Source organism: Salinivibrio sp. KP-1 (assembly GCF_000968645.1).
GTDB classification, from domain to species: Bacteria; Pseudomonadota; Gammaproteobacteria; order Enterobacterales; family Vibrionaceae; genus Salinivibrio; species Salinivibrio siamensis.
In genome coordinates, this window is sequence record NZ_LAQR01000001.1 from 44,390 (window position 1) to 63,604 (window position 19,215).

General features: G+C 50.6%; 14 protein-coding genes. 8 read left to right on the plus strand and 6 right to left on the minus strand.

The window, feature by feature from the left end; all coding sequences use genetic code 11:
- Nucleotides 1–70 precede the first annotated feature (70 nt).
- Nucleotides 71–1,693 (minus strand): VRR-NUC domain-containing protein, encoded by a 1,623-nt coding sequence (locus WN56_RS00225; protein WP_046073065.1) that lies wholly within the window; start codon nucleotides 1,691–1,693, stop codon nucleotides 71–73.
- Between the two features lie 47 nt (nucleotides 1,694–1,740).
- Between WN56_RS00225 and WN56_RS00230 the strand changes: the two genes are divergently transcribed.
- The 3 genes from WN56_RS00230 (at nucleotide 1,741) to WN56_RS16820 (ending at nucleotide 6,645) form a co-directional block, all read left to right on the plus strand.
- Entirely contained in the window at nucleotides 1,741–3,222 is a 1,482-nt protein-coding gene (locus WN56_RS00230; RefSeq protein WP_046073066.1) for a phosphatase PAP2 family protein, read from the plus strand.
- A 105-nt stretch (nucleotides 3,223–3,327) separates the two neighbouring features.
- Nucleotides 3,328–6,426: an FAD-binding and (Fe-S)-binding domain-containing protein gene (locus WN56_RS00235; RefSeq protein WP_046073067.1), complete on the plus strand. Its 3,099-nt coding sequence runs from the start codon at nucleotides 3,328–3,330 to the stop codon at nucleotides 6,424–6,426.
- A 63-nt stretch (nucleotides 6,427–6,489) separates the two neighbouring features.
- The gene (locus WN56_RS16820) at nucleotides 6,490–6,645 is read left to right on the plus strand and encodes a hypothetical protein (RefSeq protein ID WP_156146643.1); all 156 of its coding nucleotides are present in this window, start codon (nucleotides 6,490–6,492) and stop codon (nucleotides 6,643–6,645) included.
- Between the two features lie 176 nt (nucleotides 6,646–6,821).
- Here WN56_RS16820 and WN56_RS00240 read toward each other — a convergent pair whose 3' ends face one another.
- Both WN56_RS00240 and WN56_RS00245 read right to left on the minus strand, forming a co-directional pair.
- Nucleotides 6,822–8,975 (minus strand): YgiQ family radical SAM protein, encoded by a 2,154-nt coding sequence (locus WN56_RS00240; RefSeq protein WP_077579044.1) that lies wholly within the window; start codon nucleotides 8,973–8,975, stop codon nucleotides 6,822–6,824.
- Between the two features lie 145 nt (nucleotides 8,976–9,120).
- Nucleotides 9,121–10,017 (minus strand): LysR family transcriptional regulator, encoded by an 897-nt coding sequence (locus tag WN56_RS00245; protein WP_046073068.1) that lies wholly within the window; start codon nucleotides 10,015–10,017, stop codon nucleotides 9,121–9,123.
- Nucleotides 10,018–10,118: 101 nt separating this feature from the next.
- Between WN56_RS00245 and WN56_RS00250 the strand changes: the two genes are divergently transcribed.
- The gene (locus WN56_RS00250) at nucleotides 10,119–11,336 is read left to right on the plus strand and encodes an MFS transporter (RefSeq protein ID WP_046073069.1); all 1,218 of its coding nucleotides are present in this window, start codon (nucleotides 10,119–10,121) and stop codon (nucleotides 11,334–11,336) included.
- Nucleotides 11,337–11,453: 117 nt separating this feature from the next.
- Here WN56_RS00250 and WN56_RS00255 read toward each other — a convergent pair whose 3' ends face one another.
- Nucleotides 11,454–12,761, minus strand: coding sequence for a GGDEF domain-containing protein (locus tag WN56_RS00255; protein ID WP_158075484.1), 1,308 nt, complete (start codon nucleotides 12,759–12,761; stop codon nucleotides 11,454–11,456).
- 146 nt (nucleotides 12,762–12,907) lie between these two features.
- Here WN56_RS00255 and WN56_RS00260 point away from each other — a divergent pair, with 146 nt between their 5' ends.
- From WN56_RS00260 to WN56_RS00270, 3 genes are all read left to right on the plus strand, one after another.
- Nucleotides 12,908–13,579 (plus strand): hypothetical protein, encoded by a 672-nt coding sequence (locus tag WN56_RS00260; protein ID WP_046073070.1) that lies wholly within the window; start codon nucleotides 12,908–12,910, stop codon nucleotides 13,577–13,579.
- Nucleotides 13,580–13,641: 62 nt separating this feature from the next.
- Entirely contained in the window at nucleotides 13,642–13,836 is a 195-nt protein-coding gene (locus WN56_RS00265) for a DUF4250 domain-containing protein (protein ID WP_046073071.1), read from the plus strand.
- A 189-nt stretch (nucleotides 13,837–14,025) separates the two neighbouring features.
- Nucleotides 14,026–15,642, plus strand: coding sequence for a diguanylate cyclase domain-containing protein (locus WN56_RS00270; protein ID WP_046073072.1), 1,617 nt, complete (start codon nucleotides 14,026–14,028; stop codon nucleotides 15,640–15,642).
- A gap of 64 nt (nucleotides 15,643–15,706) precedes the next feature.
- Here the strand turns inward: WN56_RS00270 and WN56_RS00275 are convergent, their stop codons facing one another.
- On the minus strand, nucleotides 15,707–16,207 hold the full coding sequence (locus WN56_RS00275) for an META domain-containing protein (protein ID WP_052707975.1): 501 nt from the start codon (nucleotides 16,205–16,207) through the stop codon (nucleotides 15,707–15,709).
- Between the two features lie 567 nt (nucleotides 16,208–16,774).
- Between WN56_RS00275 and folE the strand changes: the two genes are divergently transcribed.
- Nucleotides 16,775–17,431: a GTP cyclohydrolase I FolE gene (gene folE, locus WN56_RS00280; RefSeq protein WP_046073073.1), complete on the plus strand. Its 657-nt coding sequence runs from the start codon at nucleotides 16,775–16,777 to the stop codon at nucleotides 17,429–17,431.
- Nucleotides 17,432–17,528: 97 nt separating this feature from the next.
- Here the strand turns inward: folE and WN56_RS00285 are convergent, their stop codons facing one another.
- A complete protein-coding gene (locus WN56_RS00285; protein WP_046073074.1) occupies nucleotides 17,529–19,082 on the minus strand; it encodes a PAS domain-containing methyl-accepting chemotaxis protein in 1,554 nt (517 codons plus the stop codon).
- Nucleotides 19,083–19,215: the final 133 nt, after the last annotated feature.

Below are 19,215 nucleotides of genomic sequence, written 5' to 3' on the forward strand. Positions count from 1 at the left end.
ACGTCACTTTAAAGACGCGATGGCTGTCGCGAGATTGAGAGCCGGTGATAGACATGTTTCAGTGCGTGCATTATTCGTCTGGCGTCACATACGTCACTTTCGCTGGGATCTCATGCTGTTGAAAAAACTGTAGCCAGCGTGTTTGGTGAGGCTGTAGCGTATCGCCCGGCCCCTTTACTTCCACCCATTGGTAGGATGCGCCTCGGCACATAAACAAGTCAGGATGGCCGCGGCGGTTATGACGACGGTCGAACAAAATACGTTGAAAACAGGCGCGAAGCTGCGTGTCTGTAAGCATGACTAACGCAGCCTCAAGCAGCGGCCACTCTATCACCGACCAATTTACCCACTCGTTAGTGATGCCGTGCTTTTGCTGATAGTGTTGCGCTACCCAATCGCGTGCTCGATCAATCTCGGCGAGGCGCTGATCAATCAGTGTCTGCCGTTTAGCGACAAAGTCGTCGCTGTGGAGATCGCGCGGCCCACGTTGAAAAGGGTTAAGAAAGGCGCCACGGACCGGCAAAAACAAAACATCCCAAAAAAACAGCCCAAACAACGCGTTAAGCAAGCTGTTCTCGCTGAACCATACTTCCCAGCCTTGCTGACGATAATAATCAGCAACCTCATTTTCGACGCGCTGATTCAGCGGTAAAGCTAACGTCTCGGTGGGTAATGTCGCCGGTTTAGCACGCGCTGAGGGAACCAAGCTGCCGAGTGCGCGAACCGGTTTTTGTTTCGCCAAGCGATAAGCGACGTCAAGCTCTTCTTCATCGTGTGGGGCTTGGAGCATGGTTGCGATGATGGTTGCAGCCGCTTTAATGTCACCTTGCTTTATCAAGATACGTGCGCGTCGTTCTTGGCTGGGTGGCTGAGTGGTGGTTTGATACAGCGACAATGCGGTCGATAAATCATCCTGGCGCTCAAATTCGCGTGCAATGCGATTAACCAAGCGCTGCCGCTTGCGCTCGAGCGGTGCCCAGTCAAAAGGGGCTGGCAAACAGGGTGCTAACGCCAAGACTTCTTTAGGTTGCTTGTTTTTGCGCGCTTGCCACACGATCTCGTTTAATGCGGATAAGTGCAGCCAGTCATTTATTTGGGACCGATGCTCAAATAAGCGATCGGCTTGCCGAATGGGATAGGGCTCAAAGTGTTGGATACCCAGCTCGGCCACCACGAACTGGCTCAAATCCTGGCGTGAATTGCCAAAATACAGCAGGTTTAATACCGGTAAGATGTCTGGCTGGTGGCAGACCACCAATTCATAAGGGCTGTCGAGTGTATTGCCGTAGAGAGCCTCTATCGCCTGCTGCCACTGGCTTTTAGGCGCACTTTTGGCGAGCCCTGTATCAGGAAAAGCCGCCATAAGTTGTGTTTTGGTGAGTAATTTGAATACCACCTCTGCCGGGGCAGTATGGGTAAGACTAATAAACTGATGTTCAGCCAAGGTGTCGAGCAGCGGCAGCGTTTCACCCAGCTCATCGTAGTGCAGCGAGCCGGCCAAAAACCAGTCGTGACGGCGCATCAGTAAACGCACCAGCAAACACTGTGCTTTGAAGCTAAGCTGTTGAAAGGTCGTCAGCCAATGTCGTTCTTTGTGCGTGAGAAGATCCCAGTCACGTTCGCAGACTAAATCCATCAAGTTTTGAAAGTTATGATGGTAATAATAGGGACTAAGAGGGTCTGGCTGCGTCATTCTTTTCCTTATCTTTCATCAGGACACGTGCATTCAGGAGCCGCCGCATGAAACGGATTATCGCTGTACTATTGTCAGTCTTTAGCGGATTAGTGTCGAGCTATGCCTTGGCTGAGAATGAAACTACGTTCTCCACCGAGCAAGGGATCGCTGGGGTCGCATGCATTATTAGCGATCCAGCCGGACGGCTCTTGCTAGTGAAAGACACAGTGACCGGACGGTATGGTTTGCCCGGTGGGCGGGTTAATTTGGCCGAATCACCGAGTAGAGCGCTAGCGCGAGAAGTGTTTGAAGAAACGGCTATTCGCGTCACGGTCGGTAATGTCTATCATCAAGATGAGCGCGGTGTGTTATTTGCTTGTCAAAGCCAGGCACCATTGCCCGTTGTCTCTACGGCGGAGGGAGTGGGTCTTTTGCCGGCTTGGCGCGCGCCCCATTTTGCCTCTGAAGTCGAGCAAGCACGGCTGGTACCGCGCGCCCATGCGCAGGATTATCGCTATCGTTTTCGCGACCGTCGTGATCTTTTGTGGTCGCTAGCGGCGAGAACGCCAAGCAGCGATGTCAGTGCCTTGGCCGATTTTAGTGCCTTAGCGCCTGTGTTTTATGTCAGTCAATATCGATGGGTCGCGGGGATACAAACCGCGGTACAGCAAATGAGCGAGGTGGCGAGCTCGACCGTGACCGCGGTATTTAGATTGGTCAATACGCTGGGCGAGACCGCTTTTTACATTGCACTGCTGCCGCTATTTTTGGTCTTTCGTGGCCATAAATCCGCATTATCACTTCTCTTTTTGTTAATAAGCGCGGCGGCAGTGTCGACGACGCTAAAAAGTGGCTTTGCCATGCCAAGGCCGTTTTATTTGTGGCCAGAGTTACAAATCGGCCAGGCAAGCGGTTTTACCGTACCCAGTGGACATACATTGCTTGCAGCGGCAGTGATGACTGCTTGGTATCTAAAACGTCGAGTCACCCACCCACCCGCGTTTGGCGCGCTTGCGGTGGCGTTGTTGGTGATCGTGCTTATGGGGCTGAACCGAATGTACCTTGGGGTGCATTTTGCCAGTGATGTGGTCATTGGCGCTTTGGTCGGCGCCAGTGTTGCTTGGGCGACCGTCAAGCTGGATGCCGTGACAGTGGGTAATGATAGACCCATGTTGGTCACAGGCCGGATCTGGTTTTTAGCGTGCCTTATCATGGCGCTGTTGGCGCTGGCGCTTAAATTACCCAATTTGGTGTATCTGTCAGCGTTAGCAGCGGGTGTCTATACCGGTCAGGTTTGGCATAAGCTCTTTCCTAGCCATAAACCGGCCAGCCAGCTCAATGGCAAACTGTTAACGCTGGCGTGGATTTTTTTCGGTATCGCCGCCATTGTTGGCGCCGCCTGGGGAGTGGCACAGCTGACAGGCCTAAGCTGGATTGTGCTTATTGTCGTGTCAATGGCGGCATGGAGTTTGGGCCCTTGGGTACTGATTGCCAGCCCAGAGCTTGCTAAATGGTCGGGTAAGCGGCTAGGTTGGCGCGAGTGGTGATAAGGATTTGCTAGGTGATCGCTTTGGCTGTGCCAAGAGTTAAGGTAAAGTGACAGTACAACAAAAATTGCACCAGGCATGGTGAGATAGCGCACAGGAACAGCAATGATACCGGCAATCCATCCAGAGGCGGGCCTGTCGTCCGCCGTTGTTGATTTTATCACCGCTTTGCAAACAGCAGGTTTTCAAGGCGACATTGAATCGACCTATGCGAGCCGCCTTGCGGTGGCCACTGATAACAGTGTTTATCAGGCCTTACCACAAGCCGTCCTCTTTCCCGCATCAGTTGATGATCTTCAGCTTATTGGTCAGACCGTCCAAGCCCCAGCTTTTAGTGAGATTAAGTTTTCTCCCCGTGGTGGCGGCACTGGCACCAATGGCCAGTCGTTGACCCAGCATGTGGTGGTGGATGTGTCGCGTCATATGCAGCAGGTGCTGGAAGTGAACCCGGAGCAAGGCTGGGTACGTGTGCAAGCAGGCGTGGTTAAAGATCAACTCAATGATGTCTTGCGCCCGTATGGTTATTTTTTCTCACCTGACTTATCGACCAGTAATCGTGCCACGATTGGCGGGATGATCAATACCGATGCCTCCGGTCAAGGCTCGCTACGTTACGGCAAGACCTCCGATCATGTACTGGGTTTAAAAGCAGTGCTCGTCGATGGTAGCGTCCTCGATACACAGCCTCTCAATGCGGATCAGCTTCAGCAAGCGATGTCGCGCGATGATCTCAGTGGCCGGGCGCTGCAAACGGTGTCCTCAGTCTGTCGTGAGCACCGTGACTTGATTACCGAGACCTTTCCACCGTTAAATCGCTTTTTAACCGGCTATGACCTTAAACATGTTTATGATGACACACTCACAGCCTTCGACATTGGTCGCGTGCTGTGTGGCGCTGAAGGGTCCTTAGCGTTTATTGCCGAAGCCAAGCTCAATATCACCCCGATCCCGACCGTGCGGACTTTGGTAAATATTAAATACGACAGCTTTGACTCAGCATTGCGTAATGCACCGATGATGGTAGACGCTAATGCCTTGTCGGTTGAAACCATTGATGCCAAAGTGCTTGATTTAGCGCGTAATGACATTGTTTGGCATACGGTGAGTGATCTGTTGCAAGCGGTGCCCGGCAAAACCATGCACGGCATTAATATGGTGGAGTTTGCGGGGAATGATCCGGGTGAGATAGAGCAGCAGATTACGGCACTTTGTCAGCAACTGGATAGCTTGATTGCTCACAAGCAAAAAGGGGTGATTGGCTATCAGATTTGTCGGGATCTCGCGTCAATCAACAAAATTTACGCGATGCGTAAAAAGGCGGTCGGACTGCTAGGTGCCACAAAAGGTAAAGCCAAGCCCGTCGCCTTTGCCGAAGACACTTGTGTACCGCCGGAACACCTTGCTGACTTTATCAGTGAATTTAGAGCATTGCTCGACAGCCACCATTTGCACTATGGCATGTTTGGTCATGTCGATGCGGGGGTACTGCATGTGCGTCCAGCGCTGGATTTGTGTGACCCTGACCAAGAACGCGTAATGAAAACCCTCTCGGACCAAGTGGTTGCTTTGGTTGCCAAGTATGGCGGCTTGATGTGGGGAGAACATGGTAAAGGCTATCGTTCAGAGTACGGCCCAGCGTTTTTTGGTGAGACCTTGTTTGCGCAGCTTCGCCATATCAAGGCGGCATTTGATCCGCAAAATCGGATGAATCCAGGAAAAATCTGCACACCGATTAACAGCCAAGATGCCTTGGTGAAGGTTGATGACACTAAGCGTGGCTTTTATGACCGTCAAATCCCCGTAGAAGTGCGTGATAGCTTTAAAGGGGCAATGGAGTGTAATGGCAACGGGCTGTGCTTTAACTATGACACCGCCTCACCCATGTGTCCTTCGATGAAGGTCAGTTATGACCGTCGCCATTCGCCAAAAGGTCGCGCTGGGATCGTGCGGGAATGGTTGCGTTTACTGTCTGAGCAAGGTGTCGACCCCTTGGCGGTTGAGCAGGCATTGATGACCCAGTCGCCGTCAGTCCGTGAAGTGATGGCCAAATTCGGACGCTATTTTACTCGCCGCAGAGAAGCAGATGATTTTAGCCATGAAGTCATGGAAGCCATGAGCGGTTGCTTGGCGTGTAAGGCTTGTGCTAGTCAGTGTCCGATCAAAGTGGATGTGCCGAGTTTCCGCTCGCGCTTTATGCAGCTCTATTACAGCCGCTATCCGCGCCCGGTGAAAGACCACTTAGTCGCTAACATTGAAACCTTGCTCCCGCTGATGGCCAAAGCACCAAAATGGGTGAATGCGGCGACTCAGCCTCAATGGGCCCAAGGGCTCACTGCGAAGCTAATTGGCTACACAGACACACCGGCGTTGTCGGTGCCGACGCTGGCTCAGTCTCTAGCGGGCGATCATGCGCTTAAGTTTGACTTAGCATGGCTGCAGGCTCTATCCGCGCAAGAGCGTGAGCACTATGTGTTGATCGTGCAGGACCCTTTTACCAGTTTTTATGAAGCGCCCCTGATCCACGATTTGATCAAACTGGCGCGACAACTCGGGAAGGTGCCCATGCTGGTACCCTTTAAACCCAACGGGAAAGCCCAGCATGTAAAAGGTTTCCTCCGTCGTTTCGCCCAGACGGCGCGTAACACCGCTGGCTTTTTAAACCAGCTGGCGGCGTTGAATATACCCATGGTGGGCGTTGATCCGGCGCTGGTGCTTTGTTATCGCGATGAGTATCAAGAAGCGCTAGGTAAGCACCGAGGTAACTTTAATGTGATGCTGAGTCATGAGTGGCTGAGCAGTGTTGTGCCTGACATGCCGGTCGTGACGAGCCGTGATGCTGACCCCTGGTATCTGTTCGGCCACTGTACCGAGAAAACACAGTTGCCTCATGCTGAGCAACAATGGGTGGCTTTATTTGCGCACTTTGGTGCGACGCTTAAACCGATTTCTGTCGGTTGTTGTGGTATGGCGGGCACTTATGGCCATGAAGCAGACAAACGTGAAACGTCAGCTGCGATCTATGATTTAAGTTGGTCGCCACAGTTGGCCAACCTACCTAGCGAGAGAGTGCTCGCAACCGGTTACTCGTGCCGTAGCCAAGTGAAGCGGTTTAGTAAGACGCAGTTACAACATCCTTTGCAAATCTTGTTGCGGCTAGCGTGTACGCGAATTGATCGTGCGCGTGTCGATAACGTATCACTATAAAGCTTGCATCTGGGTGGCTTTGTCATACAGTAAAATAAAGAGCTGAAAGCTAAGGTAAAACAAATGCTTAAAACGATTGTTATCATCTTGCTGGTTTTACTCGGGATTACGGCAGCCCAGTACTTGGACGAGGGGACGCAAAAGAAAATTGCGTGGGTGATCGGAGCCATCGCCGGTGTCCTGGCGCTTGGTGTGATTGGTGTTGAGCTTTTCCGTTAGTGGTGGGCGTATCCGACGCGCGATGGTTACGATGATAAAGTAACGCCAACAAACACGCCGCGCTCGTAGTGAAACGCTCGTAGTGAAACGCTCGTAGTGAAACGCCCGTAGTAAGATGCCCTCAACGGGGTGTACCACGACGGGCGTTTTTTATTTCATCCTTTTAAAGCAGGCACTTATGCGCGTTTTCCACGCTGGTTATTGCCTCGCCCTTTGTTATTTGGCCGGCGTATATCGGGTTGTTTGGGGTGCTTAGTGGCAAAGCGCTGGGTGCCATGGCGGCCTGAGCGGCGCTGCCGGCCTGTTTTTTCGGGGGCATCTTCTTTTGGGATCAGGCACTTGGGCCCGTTACCAATCAAATGCTGTTTCCCCATACGTACCAAGGCTTCACGGATCAGTGGCCAGTTAGCGGGATCATGGTAACGCAGTAGCGCTTTGTGTAAGCGTCGCTGGCGCTCTCCTTTTGCCACTGTCAGTGTTTCGCGCTTTTTATAGCGTACCCGCTTCAGTGGGTTGGTTTCTGAATGGTACATGGCAGTCGCATTACACATGGGTGATGGGTAAAAGTTTTGCACTTGGTCGCACTCAAAGGCATTCTCTTTCAGCCAGCATGCCAGATGCACCATATCTTCATCCGTACACCCTGGATGCGCGGCAATGAAGTAGGGGATCAAATACTGTTTTTTGCCCGCTTCTTTACTGTATTTTTCAAATAGAGCCTTGAAGCGATCATACGCACCCATACCGGGCTTCATCATTAAATCCAGCGTATTTTTCTCAGTATGTTCTGGGGCGATTTTTAAATAGCCACCGACATGGTGAGTGACCAACTCTTTCACATATTCCGGTGACTCAATCGCCAGATCGTACCGCACTCCCGAGGCAATCAGGACTTTTTTGATTCCCTCTACCTGGCGTGCTTTACGGTAAAGATCAATGGTATGGCGATGATCGGTATTGAGCTTGTCACAAATCTTTGGAAATACACAAGAGGGGCGACGACAGTTACGCTCCGCTTTAGGATCGGCACAGCCGAGTCGATACATGTTAGCGGTTGGGCCACCCAAGTCTGAAATCGTGCCAGTAAAACCAGGCACTTTATCGCGAATATCATTGAGCTCTTCAATGATCGACGCTTGTGAGCGGTTTTGGATGATCCGCCCTTCGTGCTCGGTAATTGAACAAAATGAACAACCGCCGAAACAGCCACGCATAATGTTCACCGAGGTTTTAATCATGTCGTAGGCAGGGATCTTGGCTTTACCGTACTTTGGATGAGGTACTCGCGCATAGGGGAGGCCAAACACATAGTCCATTTCTTCGGTGGTGAGCGGCACCGGAGGCGGATTAATCCAAAGGAGTTGATCGCCATGTTGCTGACCCAACGCCCGCGCGGAGTAGGGGTTGGCTTCCAAATGCATCACCCGGCTTGCATGGGCATACAAAATCCGATCGTTTCTGAGTTTTTCAAACGAGGGCAGGCGAACAAAGGTGTTTTTCGCATCATGCCTAGAAGGGCGAATGGTGATTGGTTTCGCGGCATCCGGCTCTGCTTTTTTGCTGGTTTCGCATTGGGTTTCTGTTGCATAGGGGTTGGGCATGGTCATGCTCTTTCCCGGTTTATCAATGCGGGTGGAATCGACTTCTGCCATACCTTCGGGCGGTGTTTTCATCATCACTGCGGTGCCCGCGATGCGAGTCATATCGGCTAAGGTGTCACCGCGAGATAAACGATGTGCCACTTCTATCAAGGCGCGTTCTGCGTTGCCAAATAGCAATATGTCTGCTTTCGCGTCACATAACACAGAGCGACGGACTTTGTCTGACCAATAGTCGTAGTGTGCTAAACGGCGCAAGCTGGCCTCTATCCCGCCCAGTACGATCGGCGTTTGCTTATACGCCTCTCGACAACGTTGAGAATAGACCAAAACCGCACGATCAGGGCGTTTACCTCCCTCGTTATTGGGCGTATAGGCATCATCATGGCGCAGTTTTCGGTCTGCGGTGTAGCGGTTGATCATCGAGTCCATGTTGCCAGCCGTCACGCCAAAGAATAGGTTAGGCTCGCCTAATGCCATAAAATCATCTTTATTGTGCCAGTTAGGCTGCGAGATGATGCCAACACGAAACCCTTGTGCTTCCAATGTGCGGCCAATCACCGCCATGCCAAAGCTAGGATGATCGACATAGGCATCACCGGTTACGATGATGATATCGCAGCTATCCCAACCTAAGATATCCATCTCTTCACGGCTGGTGGGCAAAAAAGGCGCGGGGCCAAAGCAGGCCGCCCAATAAGGGGTGTAATCGTATATAGCAGTCGGTGTCACGTTATGGTCTCTTGGTCAGCCCATTGCAATGAGGACAGGCGATTCAACGATACGCGCATCGTGCGCCAGGGCGGGCGATAAATTAGCCAGCGATTTTAGCGATAATCCTGCATCGAGTATAGGGGTAAATCTGGGGAAAGGTGGCTCAGGATGTCATAGAAGGCTTGGCAGACGGATTATGTTGTTGCACATAATCAATGAAGGCGCGATCGGCGAGGGACAAGTAACCGTGTTTACGCCAGGCAATCGCAATATCGAGCTTGATCGGTTGTGTAAAGGGGATCCCGACAATCCCCCTTTCATGTTCGGTGACCATATCGAGCAGTGCACTGATCGCAAACCCATGACGGACGATATTCAAAATCATTGCCAGTAAATTGGTTTCTAATGAAAGTTTGGGGGTTATTGCATGCGTATCGCAGACCTGGTCAAGGTAATCACGGTGGAAGTATCCCGGACGGAACATGATCAACTCATGGTCGAAAAAGGTGTGGTAATCGAGCGTATGATGTGTGGCGAGCGTATGATCGGTCGCGACAACGGCGACCATCTGCGAGGAAATCAAATGCGTGGTTTCTAACGAATCGGGCACCTCTCTATCGTTAATCACGGCGAGATCCAGCTCACCGTCGAGCAGCATTTGCCGCAGGGAGTGAGTGCCAGCCTCTACCACCGTGAGTTTTAGCGCGGGATAGCGACGGCGGAACCCCATCAGCAACTCAGGAAAAAAATAAGATCCGAGCATACCCGGTACACCGATACGTACCTCGCCTTTTTGCAATCCTTTAAGCTCATCCATGGCTGTGGCTGCATCTTGCATTTGCTGTACGACGCGATAGGCATGCTGCAGTAATACTTGCCCTTCTTGCGTAAGCTGAATGTGCTTTTCATTGCGGATAAAAATCGGCATACCCAATTGATTCTCAAGCTTTTTAATCGCAATACTGAGCGCTGGTTGCGCGATATGCAGACGCTGGGCGGCGAGCGTAAAGCTTTTAGTCTCAGCGACAGCAATCACTTGGCGGAGCTGTTTGACGTCCATGAATATAAATAAAATATATGAAGAGGATATATTTAATATATTTTATTAATTGCAAAGCGGTTGTTAGCATGATCACATCTTAGCCCACTGGTGAGGTTTTCATGATAGAGCTTGGCTCACCACGTTACCGACTGACGGCGTTTGCGCTCGCGTTCGGCTCGTTTTTGATTTTTTGTAACCTTTACTTGTTTCAACCTATGTTACCTGTCTTTGCCGCGGCCGATGGGATCAGTGAAACACGGGCGAACTGGCTACTTGCGGCCACCACTTTAGGTCTTTCTTTTTCACTGGTGCCTTGGGCCGTGCTGTCGGAGCGAATTGGTCGGCGTCCAGTGATGCTGGTGAGCCTTTGGATGCTTCCCGTGATAGGCCTTATGATCGCCAGCACCTCTTCTTTTTGGATCATCGTCGGTTTACGGGCTTTAGTCGGCATTGCGCTGGGTGGGTTTGCCGCAGTCGCGGTCGCGTATATGGCAGAAGAATTTTCACCGGAGGCGCTGGCAATTGCCGTGGGTAGCTATATCAGTGCTAACTCACTGGGGGGGATCTCGGGTCGTGTATTCGGTGGGATGATGACAGATTGGTGGGGCTGGCACGGCGCGGTGATGGCGATGGCCGTGCTCTCCTTGGTAGGTGTGGCCATCGTGAGTAAACTTTTGCCTCGTCAGCGTTATTTTTCGCCTGGCAATACCTCCTTACTGACCCATTCTCGCGGGGTGCTCACGCATCTTCGCACACCCAAATTGTGGCTGGCGATGCTGATTGGCGGTGTCAATTTTGCGTTATTCGTGAATTTGTTTTCGGTGATGGCGTTTCGCTTGGTGGCTGCGCCTTACCAATTGCCAGTCAGTTTGGTGTCTTCGGTGTTTGTTTGTTACCTCGCCGGCACGGTGACATCACGATTGAGCGGGCGCTGGGTGCTGCATTTTGGCGCGATCAAAGGTATGGCTTTTGGAACAGGGGTGGCCATGCTGGGGGTTTTAGTGACCTTGAGCAGTCAGGTGCTTTGGATGGTGGTGGGGTTATTAATTGTAAGCGGTGGCGCGTTCTTTACTCACTCACTCGCTTATGGATGGGTAAGCCGTCAAGCCGCGCAGGGTAAAGCAACGGCAACAGCCTTGTATCTGGTGCATTATTATATTGGTGGTAGTCTCGGTGGGTTTTACCTTATCGCAGCTTGGCAACACTTTGCATGGCCTGGCGTGGTGATCGCGGCCCTAGTGCTTATCACGATTTTATTGGGACTGGTATTTGGCCTTTCTCGTGTCATGCGCCGACGTCGCGAAAGCCAGCGCCAAACGTCTGTGGTGGCATCCTAAGCGTTAACTCGGCGCGGAGAAAAAGGCGCCGTCCAACGCCCACCCAAGAGAGCGTCTCGCGATGACTGTACTTTCTCCTGTCTGTCTCTGATTGTCTTTTTGCGACCGAATGCTTCGCTAAAGCGATGTTTCGGTGGGCATATCGATATTGTCACGGCTGACAGAGTTTCTGGCGTCAAACCCCGTCTGTTTGCCTGGCTGGTAAGTACGTATGCAATTTCGCCCTTCGGCTTTTGCTTGGTAGAGAGCACTGTCGGCGCGCTCTATCAAGGATGAAAGCGTATCGCCTGGTTGTAGCGTGGAAAGGCCTATCGACGCGGTGACTTTCAACGGAGTACGGCTTTCATCAATATAGACATCCATCTCTCTAATTTCACCCAGCAAACGCTCGGCGATTTGTGCGGTGATCTCGCCATTACATTTAGGGAGGAAGACAATAAATTCCTCGCCACCAAAGCGACCGAAAATATCTGCCTTTCTCAAGCGCTCTTGTACGGTGCGAGTAAATGATTGCAAGACCACATCGCCTGCGTAGTGACCCCACTTGTCATTAATTCTCTTGAACTTATCCAAATCGAGCAGCAAGACGGAGAATGGCGAGTGCCTCTCTTCGCTAACGGCCAGAGCGCGCATGGCCAGCTGTAATAGCATTCGGCGGTTATAGATACCGGTTAATGGGTCCAGCGTCGCCTGCCGGTAAAGGCGCAAAATCATGTGGAGTTGAGAAAGCTGTGACCATACCACCATGAACGCAATGACGGTTTGTAGCCAATACGAAGCAATATTATCTGGACTGGTCATGGTGCCACTGAATGAATCAACCCATAAGTGGCAAATCAGGGTAATCGACATCAAGAGTATGCTTTCCCGCATTGTGAGCGGGAAGATGGTCAGCATGACAATCTGAATAATGGGCAGCAAGGTGTAGCTGTAAGAGAATGCCGCGTTGTCGGTGGGAAAGCCTAAAGTGTGGCTGGCGGATAAATAAAAGGCGTTGGTAGCAAGCACCATGGCGACCAAGCCAAGTTTCGCTGATTTGAGATTATTAGCGCGATTGACCGCGTAACCAATGGTAATAAGCATACCCGCTAACAAAAGGCGTTGTAGCGAGAGCTGCGCCGCGGCCGCTTTGTCAGCGAGGAACAAAAAATCAGCGGGTGACCATGCAATGGTCAGGGCGGCCCATACGTAACACAACACGCACAAGCGGCTGCGCAGATAAGTGCTGCGTGTATTATTAAAGCTGTTTGCGTGCTTTTTAGCACTCCACAGCTCAAGGAACGATATTTGCAGCTTGTAGATAATATGGCCTAAGGTTTCACTCATCATTGCACCCATTGTTGTTCCCGCCTGTGCAAAGGTTCCAGTTGCGTCCGCCGCTTTGGTATTATCCTGCTGCGCGGTCATGTTATTTTTTTCTGTCATAAAGGTTGGTATAAGCGTGCAAACATGCCAGTTTGTTGTTTGTTTTGACTGTGTTTCTTGCATTCAATGTGATCTAGCCAACTTTTTAATGCAATGAAACGAATAATTGACCATTTTTTATTGAGATACGTAAGGTGCTTTTCACTATGTATACGTTACTTGCTCCTGCGGTTGCCTCGGCAATTCTAGGGGCACAGCTGGTGCTCTCACTGGCGCTATTGAAAGGAGAAATATGCCCAGGCCAGCGGGGCCGATTCCATCGTGCTTTCTGGGTGCCTGTTTTTGCGTGGTTGATCTTAGTTCCATTTACATTGTTCGCCAGTTTACCCTTTTTGTTGTTAGGGATCTTTGCGTTTCGATCAAAAACAGGCAAAACACGTCACTCCGGTCCCATCCCTTTGCTTCATGTCGCAAACTTATTGGGTTTTGTTGCATGGATTGTCATACTTGCCACGCACGGTGGCGGGATGCTGATGATGGGAGCCTTGCAACTAGTGATTCTTGGGGCGAGCCTTGGCCATAGTTTGTTAGTGCGTGCGCGCTCGCGATTGCAAGCTTTTGATCGCTTGCTCCCTGTGAGCAGTGTATTAGCCTTTATGGGCGTGATGATGATGGCCGCGCTGTTGTCAGCGGTTAGCCCATCGGCAGCGAGTGACATCAATGCCATTATGGCTGGTGCAGGCCTAGGTTTGCTTGGGGTGGCCGCACAGATTTGGCACCTGCTTAAACAAACATCGCCTGTGTTTTGGCGCGTGAGTGTTGGTTTTGGATTTATGCTGTTGGCCAATATCAGTTTGACACGGCTCGTCATTGCTTGATTGGGCAGTTTTTCGTCGAGGATCTATACTCAAAGTGCGTGAGTTTAGTGCAAGGAGAGGGTATGGATATCCACAATATCAGCCGATTAGATGGTGCTATCTTCTATGGCATTGTGAATGAAAGACTGCGTCTAGAGTGTGATAGTTTGGAAGCACTGATGGCGCATTTAGACCTCGACCACGATCAGTTGCAAAGTAAATTTGATGATATTGGTTGTGAGTACGACCCACTCACCAACCAATTAAAGCTTAAATAACGTCTAGGCTGCGACTCACTGCACACAGTGAGTCGCATTTCTTGCCGCCTTTTGACAGACCCGCGACACGTCCTGCCATTTTGTTAAAAATTTGATCGTTTATTAGTCTGCCCACTACGCTTATAGAGGGAGAGAGTCAGTGAACCTTCTGTTTTATCACGTGGATTATTCTTTATAAGGACGACACTGATGCCGCGAAGAGCATGGAGCGTAATTGTATTAACCGCACTGATCGGTGTGGGATTTGCAGCCTTAACCGCCCATTTATTGTATCAAAAAGAGCAAGAGGCGATTCGTAAAGAGCTGCATAAAGACGTGAATAATGCCGCAATGGCGTTGGCGCGCGAGGTCAATCTTGGCCTTGAATTGCTCTACGCGGTCAAGAATCATTTTGACGCGGGTCACCGACTGGACGCGCGTAATTTTCAGCCGCTGACATCCGGTGTACTGAAACGCCACCCAAGCTTTAAGTCGATAGAGTGGGTGGATATCGTGATGCACCATCAGCGTCGGCATTATGTTCAGGGAATGGAAGAAAGGGGTGACCCGTCGTCAGGGTTTAATATTGTCGAACTAAGCCCAAACAATCAGCTGATCCCTGCTAAGCGGCGTGACATGTATTTTCCGCTGAGATTCACCTCTGGCGAGAACAGCGAAGCGTCTGTTATTGGTTACGATCTTGGTTCCACGCCAGTCACCCGTCAGGCATTGAAAACCAGCTTTAATACCGGCGTGCCTGTCGCCACCCCTGCTACCACTATCGAGCGCGCCTATGGCAATGTACGCGGCTTTTTGTTGATCATGCCTATCTTATTAGATCCAGAGCAGCTGGGTGGAGAAGACACGCGAGATTTACGCGGGTTTCTGGTGGCGGTGATTGATGTGAATACCTTGGTCAATTTGGCGATCGACACCGTCATTAATGATGGGATTAATTATACCCTGATTGATGCGACCGACCCGAGTCATCGCCAAGTACTTCATACGCAGCGGGTGGAATTGGCACAAATGAAAGACTCACTGGCGCAACAGCCCGCCAAGCCTATTTTCTTCGCGGGTCGCGAGTGGGAACTGATTGGCTATCCGACCGTCAGCTACATGCAGGCAAGGCAAAGCTGGGTGCCGTTGTGGACGTTTCTCATTGGCAGTGGCATATTTTTGGTGATTTGCTATCTGCTTTATCGCCTGCAGTCTCGCGCCTACAGTGTTCAGGTACAAGTTGATCAAAAAACACACGCATTGAAAGAAGCCAATAGTCGACTGGAGTCGATGACCAAGTGTGATGGGTTGACAGGATTACATAATCGCACCCAGTTTGAGCAGGAGCTCGAACGTGAGATCCAGCGTGCACTTCGTGATGAAGCGCCTTTGAGCCTGATGGTGGTAGAGATCCAACACCTGTCTAATTACAACAACCAGTATGGACGCATTGCCGGTGATCAGTTGATCCGACAAATTGCACAGGTACTGGATGAGATGCTTAAACGGCCCGGTGATTTGGTATGTCGATTTACCGGTAGCCAGTTTGTTGCCATCTTGCCGCGCACAGAAGGCGCAGAGCGATTGGCTGATGAGTGTGTAAAAGCGGTGAAACGATTAAAGGTAGAGTTTGAAGGAGAGCCGGAAGATCGGGTCAGGGTATTTGTTGGCGGGGTAACGGTCAGCGATCAAAAAGAAATGACTGCCTCGCGATTACATGCTTATGGTGAAATTGGCTTGACCCGTGCGAAAGCGGACAATGATACTGGGTGGCACTGGATGGAAATCAGCGCGCCGGTGCAGGACAATAAAAGTATTGACCCTTAAAAAACCAGAGCGGTACAGATGCACCGCCCTTATGTGCTTCTAAGGTATAAACGCTGACGCGAGGTTAGTACTCTTCACCTTTATTGAAGCGGGAATCAACCACAGGGCTTTTGAGTAGGGGATCTTCCTCAGGGTTTTGCGTGTTAGCCGCGGTGAATAATAACGTATGCGCCTCGTTACTGAGCATAAGATGATTATCACGTATTGTTGCATCACTCCATTGGCTTAGAACCTGACTCATGGTTTGTTCGAGTTCCATCGCACTGGACGAACACGCCATCTTAGTACTGGCCATTGGCGCCACTTTGAAGCGATTACTATTCAGTTCAGCGTTACCAAAATAACGGTTACAGCCACTAAAGCCGTTGACACCCATGTCCTTATTAATGGTAAGCGTTGGGGTTCCTTCCGCACTGATAGCCTGTTGATCGACCATGGTCAGTTGCCATTGCTGGGCAACGCCAGAGCTTGTCACGCTGCCATCGTCACCGCCGGCATACTGGCCGTTACTACAAGCGGTCACCCCGGCAGTGAGCATGACTGCCATCAACACGTGTTTTTTCATAATGACTCCTTAGTCACTAACAGTGGGTTTCAATTCAAGCGTAGCCAAGTTAGTAACAAGTATGCCAATAAAAATGTGAGTTTATGTCAAGCCAATGTCTTTTATGTTGGGCGATAAAAAAAGCCCCCGGTAGAGGGGGCAAGATATACCATCGCGTGTCTTATTATTATTGAAATCTTGTCTTGGTGGTGTTTATTGCACCAGCACAATTCACTGAGCGAGTATGGCTGACGCCACGGTTGGTTAGTCGCAGGAAATCAACTGATGAGATTACCAAATAAAAATGACAGTTTAGTTTCACTCAGAAGACGAGATAACGAAGGATGACATCTTGGCGACAGCGTAGGTCGCACATGACGACATCATTTCTGAGCGAAGATGTTCATTTTCCTTGACAATTTTGCCATTGAGGCTGTCCACTAAGGCATCAGGCAGTAAAACCACAGCATTCGCGAGGTGTATTTTTTGGATATTAACGTTATGCTTCTATTTAGTGACAGCACTGATCCGACACTGGCTACAGTGTGTAAGTAGAAGAACGGCTAGGGCAGACCCAAAAAGGAATCCATCATGGCATTGAGCGATGCTGCAAAGAAAGTTCAGGAAGCGTTGGTTGCTCGCGGTATTGAAACCCCAATGACGGCGACATCTCCGATGTCTTCTGAAGAACGAAAAGAAAAAATTGAATTTCATATGCGTGAAATTCTGCAGTCGATCGATTTAGACCTTACCGATGATAGTTTGGCCGAGACACCGGCGCGAATTGCGAAGATGTATGTCGATGAGATTTTCTCAGGCTTGGATTACGCGCAATTCCCCAAAGTCACCATGATTGAGAACAAGATGGGTTGCGATGAGATGGTGCGCGTTAAGGACATTTCAGTGACCAGCACCTGCGAGCATCACCTTGTTACCATTGATGGTCGGGCAACCGTCGCCTACCTTCCTAACCACAAAGTGCTTGGTCTGTCCAAGATAAACCGGATTGTGCGTTTCTTCTCTCAACGTCCGCAAGTGCAAGAGCGACTAACACGTCAGGTGTTGGTGGCATTGCAAACGCTGCTGGAAACCGAGGACGTCGCGGTGCGTATCGAAGCGACGCATTATTGCGTGAAATCTCGTGGTGTCATGGATGCCAACAGTGAGACGACCACCACCGCACTCGGTGGCTTGTTTAAGAAGAATGCCGCAACACGGGCTGAGTTTTTGCACGGGATTCAATAACGCCCATGCTCAGACGGCAGATGTTCAAAAAGCCCCACTCTGGTAACAGACTGGGGCTTTTTTAGGGCGGTTAGCGTGGAGGCGTTAGCGGTTTGGTTTACTCAAACTGCCTCGCAATATCGTGGAACTGACGCACTTTATCTCGCAGCTGACGGCTTGCCTCGGAAACATCATTGACCTCGTTGAGGTTTTGCTGAGAAACCGATTCGATATCATGGATCTCTTTGCTAACGGCGGTGAAACTCTCTAATTGCGCTTGGGCAGAGTGGTGTGTTTCATTCGTGCGGCCGACCACATCCTCTATCGCATTTCTGACCGAGTGCAGGCTCGTAATACTGTGGTCCGTGGTATCAACACACGCTTGTGTTTGTTCGTGGCTTTCGTGAATCTGGTTTTGCCAATGCGAAATAGTGTTGTGCATGTCTTGGATTGAAGACTGGATTTGCTCCGTGGCTGTTTGCGTCCGACTGGAAAGCGCCCGCACTTCATCGGCAACAACGGCGAAGCCTCGGCCTTGCTCTCCAGCGCGTGCCGCTTCAATTGCCGCATTCAGCGCTAGCAAGTTAGTCTGCTCGGCAATCCCACTGATCTCACTCATTGACTCGGTCACTCGATCTGCGGTGGCAGACAGCTGTTGCGTCGCGGTGAGGGAGTTTTCAGATTGTTGAGAGAGGCTTTTTAATTGCTCGCCTGTCTGCTGTAACAAGGATTCGGTTTCTTTGCTTTGCTGCTGGACCGAGTGCAATAGTTCAACACTTTGCTGGGCGTTATCAGATACCCTGTTTGCCGATTCAGAGGCATGATCAATGTTACTGGCAATCGAGGAAATCTGGTGGCTTTGCTTATTGATAGCATTAGACACGCGTGTTGATAATGCACTCAACTCATCCGAAAATTGATTCAGTGACAGTGAAGCATCGAGCATACGTCCAAGAATAGTGCGTATGCGGGCATTGAGCATTTTCACCTTGTAGTCAACCACCGAACTGAGCCCAGTCCCCGAGTAAATATAGCGGCTGATACTGTCGTAATTGGCTTGCACGCCGCGCGCGAGGGTTGGCAAGGTAAAGAGCTCGTCACGGAAGAGGGTACCAAGCACCAAAGGCATCGCAATGGCGCCCGCCACATCCCAGCCCGATATGGCGCTATCGAAAATAAGCGACACAGGTGCGGCGACCAATCCCAACCCCATTAATGTGTACTTCAATGCCGCAGGAATATCGGCAACCGACAACTGCTTCATCGACTTGCCGTTTTTCTCTGCCCGACACAGGGTTTGGTAGATTTGCGCGGCGCGATGTTTGACGGCAGGGTCAGGCTTCACCCTGACGGACTGATAGCCGGTGACTTGGCCTCGGTCGTAAATGGGGGTGACATACGCGTCTACCCAATAATAATCGCCGTTTTTACAGCGGTTTTTGACGATACCTCGCCAAGGTTGGTTAGCTTTTAAAGCTCGCCACATATCCGCAAATGCCGCTTTGGGCATATCGGCGTGACGAATAATATTGTGAGGAGCGCCCGTCAGGTCCTCTTCATCGTAGCCAGCGATCCGAATAAACTCCGGGTTACAGTAGGTAATCACCCCGCGTTTATCAGTGGTCGAGACGAGGCGCTCATCGTCACCAAATACAACTTCATTATTGCTCATAGTCTTTATCTTTTTTGGTCACAGTTGATAAAAGCCTTGTTGGTTTTAGTGTAGTGGTTTCAGGCTTTCTATTAATAATTATGTTACTAAATTGTTTCTTTCTGGACGGAGCCCATAAAAAAAGGGCCTTGCG